A 6,954-nucleotide genomic window follows, 5' to 3' on the forward strand; every position below is an offset into this window, starting at 1 on the left:
TTTAGTTTCCTGCAGACGAGGCTGGGGCGGCCGGTGGACGCAGCCGCCAAGCAGCGAACAGTGCCAGCACGCACAGGGCGGCCAGCATCAGGAAAGACTCGTTGAAGGCCGCCAGCCGCGCCGGGCTGCTGGCTGTTTGCGACAGTGAATCACCGTGTGCCGCCAGCCGCCATTCGAGCACGATGCCGCACAGGCTGACACCGATGGCGCCGCCCAGCATGCGCACAAAATTGATGGCGCTGGACCCCTGCGAGATCAGGTCCGAACTCAGGGCCCGCAGCGAGCCGAGATTCAGCGAGGGCAGGATGAAGCCCAGCCCGATGCGGCCCAGGATGGCCCAGAGCACCAGCAACCATATCGCGGTGCTCAGCGTCACGGTCAGCATCAGCGCAAACGACAGTGCCAGCAGCGCCAGCCCGATGCTGACCAGCAGCCAGGTGGGCCTGCGGTCGGCCAGCCGGCCCACCAGCGCGATCGTGACGGCCAGCACAAAACCGGCCGGCAACAAAATGCTGCCGACATAGGAGGCCGACAGGCCCAGGCCCAGCTGCATGTAGACCGGCAACAAATAGGTCGAGCCGAACAGCGCCGTGCCGTAGATGAAGGCGACGATGCTGCCCATCGCAAACGGACGGTAACTGAACAACGCCAGGTTCATCAGTGGCTCGCGGCCAGTGGCGGCCATGCGCCGCTGCCACGCCAGGAACACGCCCAATGCGGCCACCGCAGCACCAAGAAGCAGGACGGCTTCCATCACCGAACCGCCATGCAGCGCCACCATGCCGTTGAGCAGGCACAGGGTGCCGGCGCCGCCCAGCAGCAGGCCGCGCCAGTCCAGCGTCGCGCCCTTGCGGTTGGCCGCAGCGCCGCCGGGCGCGGTGACCGGCACGTAGCGGTAAGCCAGCCACAGCGAGGCCAGGCAAAACGGAACCACCATGAAAAAAATCGAGCGCCAGCCGAACAAATCAACCAGCACGCCGCCTATGCTGGGGCCGATAGCCGGTGCCAGCACCACCCCCATGCCGAAGATGCCGCTGGCGCGACCCTGTTCGTTGGGCTGGAAGGCCCGCATGATGATGATCGCGGGGATCGGCTGCACCACGCCGGCCGCCAGGCCTTCGGCGACGCGCGCGCCCAGCACCAGCGCAAAGCTGTTGGCAAAACCGCCGACGATGCCGCCCGCCAGCAGCAGCAGCATGGTGCCCACGTAGGTTCGGCGGTAGCCGTAACGCGCCAGCAGCCAGGGCGTGGTCAGCATGGACACCGTCATGGCCACCATGAAACCCGAGGTGACCCACTGGGCGCGCTCCTGGCCCAGCGTGAAGTGCTGGCTCATGTCCGGAATCGCCACGTTGACGATGGTTGAGGACATGATGGACGCCATGGTGCCGACCATCACCGACAGCAAAAGCAGCCAGCGGTAACGCGGGCCGTAACGCGCCTGCATTTCGGGGAGGGTGGACGGGCTGCTCAATGGCGGCCTCGGTTCAAGTCACCACTCGGTGGCAGGGCGCGGAATCAGCCGCGCGGCTCGGACCAGAGCTTGCCGCCGGTGGCCCAGTTCTCGCGCTTGATGTCGGTGATGATGACATCAACGGAATCCGGGGAACCGCCCAGGATGTCGACACTGACACGGGTGATTTCCGCGACCAGTTTTTTTTTCTGTTCGATGGTGCGGCCTTCCATCATTTCGACGTGGTAAGTGGGCATGGGCGTCCTTGGGTTGAGGTCAATCGGGTATGACATGATAAAAGCCCGGCGCGCCGGCTGGTTTTTGTCAGTAAAGGCTGACACCCGGACAAGGCAAGTCGGCGCAAGACGCGTTTGCAAACGTGGCAAACTTTAAGGCTGGCCCCCCTGAGATTCGAGAGCAGTTTTTTTTGTCCAACACCACCGATTCGCCGCCCGCTCTGGTCACTCCCGATCTGCCGAGCCTGGCGGGCCGTGCTTATCGCTGCCAGTGCGGCTGCCCGGTGTTCTTTCGCAACAGCACTTGCCTGGCCTGCGGTACGCCGCTGGGTTATGACACCGTCCAGGCGCGCCTGCTGCCGCTGATGCCTGGTCAGGACCCCGACACCTGGCTGGCGTGGCACGCTGAAGGCAGTTCTGACACCACGAGCGGCGATGTGCCGACCCCAGCCTACTTGCGCTGCACCAACCTGCAAAGCCCGGCAGCCTGCAACTGGCTGGTGCCGGTCGGGGAGGGCCAGCCGCAGGTGCTGCTGTGCCGCGCCTGCCGGCTCAACCGCACCATTCCCGACCTGAACGACCCCGAGCACCCGGACAACGGTGAACTCTGGGGCCGGGTTGAGCTGGCCAAACGCCGGCTGGTCTCGGCGTTGCTGGCGCTCGGCTTGCCGCTGTCCTCGCGCGTCAGTGAAGACCCGGAAGGCGGGCTGATGTTCGACTTCCTGCGCTCGCCGGACTACGGGCCGCACATCATGACCGGGCACAACACTGGCCTGATCACGCTGAACCTCAACGAGGCCGACGACGCCACGCGCGAGGCGGTGCGCAAGGCCATGCACGAGCCTTACCGCACGCTGCTCGGACACTTCCGCCATGAGGTGGGCCACTACTACTGGGACCGGCTGATCGCCGGCACCGGATGGCTGCAGGGCTTTCGCGAACTGTTCGGCGATGAAACCCAGGACTACGCGGCCAGCCTGCAGACCAACTATGCGCGGGGTCCGCGACCCGACTGGGCGCTGCGTTACGTCAGCGCCTACGCCAGCGTGCACCCCTGGGAAGACTGGGCCGAATGCTGGGCGCATTACCTGCACATCCGCGACACCGTGGACACGGCTCTTAGTTTTGGCTTGGCCACCGACACCGCGCAACTGGAGTTCACGCCTTTCACTCTTGATGCGCTGTACCAGCCCGAGCATCCGGATGCGGAACGCTTCCTGGCTTTTTTGAACTGCTGGACCCGCTTGACCATGCTGCTCAACGAGATGTCTCGCGCCATGGGGCAGCCCGACTTTTACCCCTTTGTACTGCCGCATGGGGTGGTGGCCAAGCTGCAGTTCATTCACCTGGTGGTGAGTGCGGTCAATGAGCCCGCCGCGCCGTCCGATGGCTCCGCCCCCTCCGGCACTGCTCAAAGTCAGGGACGGGACCAGACCAACGATGTGGACAACAACAACGGCGACAACAGCCGGGAGATGGAAGAACCCCAGCGCCAGTCCCAGCGCTTTGACCCCCAGCAACAGGTACAGGGCCAGAACAATTTTTGACCGAGTTCAGGCGCGATTCACGCCGTTTCCGGGTCCAGGTTTTTCATCTCCCAGGCAATCCGCACCAGCTCGCTCTTGAGCTGCATGCGTGCCTCGGCATCCAGTCCGGACAGGCTTTGCGCCAGGCTCATGCGGCGTGGCGAGATGGCCTCGCCCCTAGATGCAAACACGATGCTGTTGCTTTTTTCCACGGCCATGACTTCGACCGCGTTGCCATTGAAGCTGCGGCTGATGCGGCCCACCAGCAACGCATAGTCGGGGTGGTCGCAGTGCAGGTTGACCACCAGCACGCCATCGGCCGCGAGGGCCGCAAAACAGTCGTTGTAAAAGTCTTGTGAACACAGCGCCGCCGGCTGGCCCTGGTGGTCGAAGCCGTCCACCAGCAGCACATCGAAACTGGGCACCTCCTGCTGCAGATACAGCGCCCCGTCGGCGGCGATCACCTGGAAACGTTCGTCGTCCTCGGGCACCTGGAACTCGCGGCGCAGTGCGATCACATGGGGGTTGATTTCGAGCACCGTCATCCGGCTTGTGCCCAGTTGCCGGTGGCAAAACTTGGCCAGCGAACCGCCGCCCAGGCCGATCATGCCGATGTGAACCGGCGCCGGCCTGAACAGCAGAAAACCCATCATGGTCCGGGTGTAGTCGAGGGCCAGGTAAGCGGGCCGGCGCAGCAGCATGCGGCTTTGCAGCTCGCCCAGCGCGAAGTGCAGGGATTTGGCGGCGCCGTCCTCGCGCACAAAAGGCTTGACGTGTTGCAGCGACAGGAAGTCGCCGCCGGCAGGCGTCTGTGCGTCCGTCATGGCGGGCAGGGCAGGCAGCGGGGTTACCGGGCTTGCGCCAGCTTGCGCAAATCGATCACGACAGCCGGCAAAGCCATGGCGACCAGCAGCAAAGCAATCGGCAGGGTGGCGCTGAAGCCCATCGCCTTGAAGGCCAGCGCGCCGGCGACACCGCCGGAGAAAAACAGGCCAAGGAGGCTGGCGTGGGTGAACAGCTTGTCGGTGTTGGCCCGCACGAACTGGATGTCGTTGGCTTTTTTGGAGTGGTTCCAATAAATCAGGCGGCCCAGCTCGATGCCCAGGTCGGTGATGACGCCGGTCATGTGCGTGGTGCGGATCTCGGCATTCGAGATCTTGGTGACGATGGCGTTTTGCAGGCCCATGATGAAACACAGCAGCAGCACGGCGGTGGGCACCAGCAGGCTGGCGAAGGACTTCAGGTTGGCCCCGACCAGGCCGAAGACCAGTAGCAGCGTGGCTTCCAGCAGCAAGGCCAGCGCGTATTTGCTGCGCAACTCATGGCGGCGCGCCCAACTGATCAGCAAGGTGGTGGTGATGGCGCCGGCGACAAACGCGGCCAGCGAAACCAGACCCGCGAGCGCCAGGCCAATGCTGCCCAGCACCAGGTCATCGGCCACCGAAGAGACGATGCCTGTCATGTGCGAGGTGTAGCGATGAACCGCCAGAAAACCGCCGGCATTGATGGCGCCAGCGACAAAGGCCAGGATGCCGCCGAACTGCCGGTTGCTGCGGCGTGTGCGCTCCCGTGCGGTGAGCTGGAGCAAAAAGGTGAGGATCATGGCTGAGACTCATTATCCGCCTGGCCGCAAGCGCGCCCTGGCAGTGCTTGCTTCGATGCTGGCACAACGCGAATCTGTGAAACAAGAGAGAAATCTGCCTCCAGCCCTTGATGGACGGGCGCAAACAGCTATTGAATTTATAGCAATGTTTGCTGGCTAGCGGGGGTCAGATTGGCTGTCCCGAAAAGGTTTATACCGAAAAGTCCGTTGTATCCACAGGCGCCACTTCCTTGAGCAGCTTGTCCAGGGCTTGCGCCACGACGCCGTGCGTTTGCACCGGCCGCAGCAAACCTTCCTTGATCCGCTTTTCGCAGCTTCGTTTGGTCATGGGGTGGGGCGGGCGGACCACTGTGGCTGACAAACATGAACAGGGTCTGGCCCAGATCCGTTGGGCGCGCAAGCAGCGGCGTTTGGAGTGCGGGGCTACCCACTGCCTTCGCGCAGACCGTGCAGCCATTGCCGAGGCAGAACCGAAGCTGATGGTGACCAGTGCTTGGCGAGGCATCAAAGTAACGCTTTTTCGGCGGTCTGCGCCGGCCTGCGGCCATTGATCGCGCAGGGCTGACGAAGCGTGCGCTCGTAAACCGCGAGGTCACGCCGGTAACAGGCACAGGCTACTTGCTCCAGCGCCGTAGCATCCATCAACATGACATAGCCCCGGGTATAGCTGATGAGCCCGTGCCTTTGCAGCGCGCGCGCGGACTGGGTGATGCTCTCGCGCCGGACACCAAGCATGCGGCCAAGAGCTTCATGCGTCAGGAACAGCTCATTGGCATGAGTTCGGTCTCTCGTCATCAGCAACCAGCGTGCAAGGCGTTGTTCGACTGTATGAGAATTTTTGCAGGCCACCTGTTGCGCGAGGTGGCTCATGCGCACATCAATGTAGCGGTTGAGAACAATGCGCAAACAGGATTCGCCCGCGAGCAGTTTTTCCAGCGCCCGATGGTGAATTTTGAAAGATCTACCCGCGCCCTGAACCACACTTGTAAACGCGGAGGCACTCACGCCCAATACCAGCGAAGTGTTGACCATGCCCTCATTGCCGATCAGGCCCATTTCCAGACCATCAGCGCCGTTGCCGGGCAAAAGCGCCGCCACCACGCTGTCCACGGGAAAGTACGCATGATCAGGATTTTCGCCAGCCAGGGTCAAGACGGATTGAACTTTCAGTTCAATCATTTCACTGTGTTCAAGAAAAAGCGCGCGATCATCCGCTGGCATCAGTGCAATCAGGCGGTTGGCGAGGGACAAATCCTTTTGCAGCGGCAAGTGAACTTCTGTAAGCCGAGGGTTGGGGGCAGTCACCCGGTGGTTGGGACGGTGGCCAAGCGGTGGGTCTCGCGACGGCTCGCGTCAGGACGTAGGCGTCTTTACTTTCGCAGATGTTGCGCCCGAGGGTTTTCCTGGCGCACCCGGTTTCAAATCAAAATTCCGGCCATCCGCACTTTGGCAGCGTCCGCTGACGCGGGGAAAACCTGAGTCCAATTGACACTGCAACACCTTCGCACTGGTGGCAAACAGAAAAGCGCGACCCCAATTGCCTACCTGGGCGCCGCCGGGCGCTGCCCCGCCTTCCTGGAGATTGGCCGCGTAGTTGCCCCGGTACACCAAGCCATCAATGTTGACCGAGATGGCTTGGTTCTTGACGGCGTATTCGCCCTCATAAGTTCGGCCCTCGGTGACAAATGCTGCAACGCCAGATTGCGGGGCTGACACGGCCAAACTCGCAAGACCCCAGGGCGCGACGAAGACCATAGCGTGCAGCGTGGATTGAAGAAATTTGTGCATGGATTTACTTTATTTCTTTATTGAGTGACGGGGCGAACGAGTGGTCCTGCCTGGTGAGTTTATGCAGGACACCAATGAATGTTCCGGGCTCGGCCGGGCGAAGCGCCTCGGTCAAGGGGCTGTCAGCGTGTCGGAAAGCGCCCACAGCGTGATCTCAGCGTCGGCCGCTCGAGAAAAGTAGCTTTCGACCTCTGGCAGACCGAAGCAGTAATTCCATTTCTACTTCATAAATGAAGTAATCAAGGAGCTCACAATCCAATCCCAAGAGACAATGGTGCGCACAGTTTCAGGGTTTTGCTCCAAAGTTCTGAGTCCCAGTGCAAGCTGCTCCTCCAGCGCGTCAAGGCT

8 protein-coding genes are annotated in these 6,954 nt (G+C 62.4%); 2 read left to right on the plus strand and 6 right to left on the minus strand.

The features are described 5' to 3' along the window. Window position 1: 1 nt before the first annotated feature. Both Q8O29_RS13810 and Q8O29_RS13815 read right to left on the minus strand, forming a co-directional pair. On the minus strand, window positions 2-1,447 hold the full coding sequence (locus Q8O29_RS13810) for an MFS transporter (RefSeq protein ID WP_305563743.1): 1,446 nt from the start codon (window positions 1,445-1,447) through the stop codon (window positions 2-4). Between the two features lie 71 nt (window positions 1,448-1,518). Continuing rightward, entirely contained in the window at window positions 1,519-1,710 is a 192-nt protein-coding gene (locus Q8O29_RS13815; protein WP_305563722.1) for a 4-oxalocrotonate tautomerase, read from the minus strand. Between the two features lie 170 nt (window positions 1,711-1,880). Here Q8O29_RS13815 and Q8O29_RS13820 point away from each other — a divergent pair, with 170 nt between their 5' ends. Next, window positions 1,881-3,236, plus strand: coding sequence for a putative zinc-binding metallopeptidase (locus tag Q8O29_RS13820; protein WP_305563724.1), 1,356 nt, complete (start codon window positions 1,881-1,883; stop codon window positions 3,234-3,236). A 17-nt stretch (window positions 3,237-3,253) separates the two neighbouring features. Here the strand turns inward: Q8O29_RS13820 and Q8O29_RS13825 are convergent, their stop codons facing one another. Both Q8O29_RS13825 and Q8O29_RS13830 read right to left on the minus strand, forming a co-directional pair. Then, the gene (locus Q8O29_RS13825) at window positions 3,254-4,039 is read right to left on the minus strand and encodes a fused MFS/spermidine synthase (RefSeq protein WP_305563726.1); all 786 of its coding nucleotides are present in this window, start codon (window positions 4,037-4,039) and stop codon (window positions 3,254-3,256) included. A 23-nt stretch (window positions 4,040-4,062) separates the two neighbouring features. Beyond that, window positions 4,063-4,818, minus strand: a complete 756-nt coding sequence (locus Q8O29_RS13830) for a YoaK family protein (RefSeq protein ID WP_305563728.1) — start codon at window positions 4,816-4,818, stop codon at window positions 4,063-4,065. Here Q8O29_RS13830 and Q8O29_RS13835 point away from each other — a divergent pair. Then, entirely contained in the window at window positions 4,817-4,978 is a 162-nt protein-coding gene (locus tag Q8O29_RS13835) for a hypothetical protein (protein ID WP_305563730.1), read from the plus strand. The genes Q8O29_RS13830 and Q8O29_RS13835 overlap by 2 nt on opposite strands. A 30-nt stretch (window positions 4,979-5,008) precedes the next feature. On the opposite strand, the gene Q8O29_RS13840 is transcribed toward Q8O29_RS13835, so the two are convergent. Both Q8O29_RS13840 and Q8O29_RS13845 read right to left on the minus strand, forming a co-directional pair. After that, entirely contained in the window at window positions 5,009-5,146 is a 138-nt protein-coding gene (locus tag Q8O29_RS13840) for a hypothetical protein (protein WP_305563732.1), read from the minus strand. A gap of 176 nt (window positions 5,147-5,322) precedes the next feature. Further along, a complete protein-coding gene (locus Q8O29_RS13845; protein ID WP_305563734.1) occupies window positions 5,323-6,087 on the minus strand; it encodes a Crp/Fnr family transcriptional regulator in 765 nt (254 codons plus the stop codon). Between the last annotated feature and the right edge of the window lie 867 nt (window positions 6,088-6,954).

The organism is Polaromonas sp. (genome assembly GCF_030689685.1).
Classification (GTDB): domain Bacteria; phylum Pseudomonadota; class Gammaproteobacteria; order Burkholderiales; family Burkholderiaceae_C; genus Polaromonas.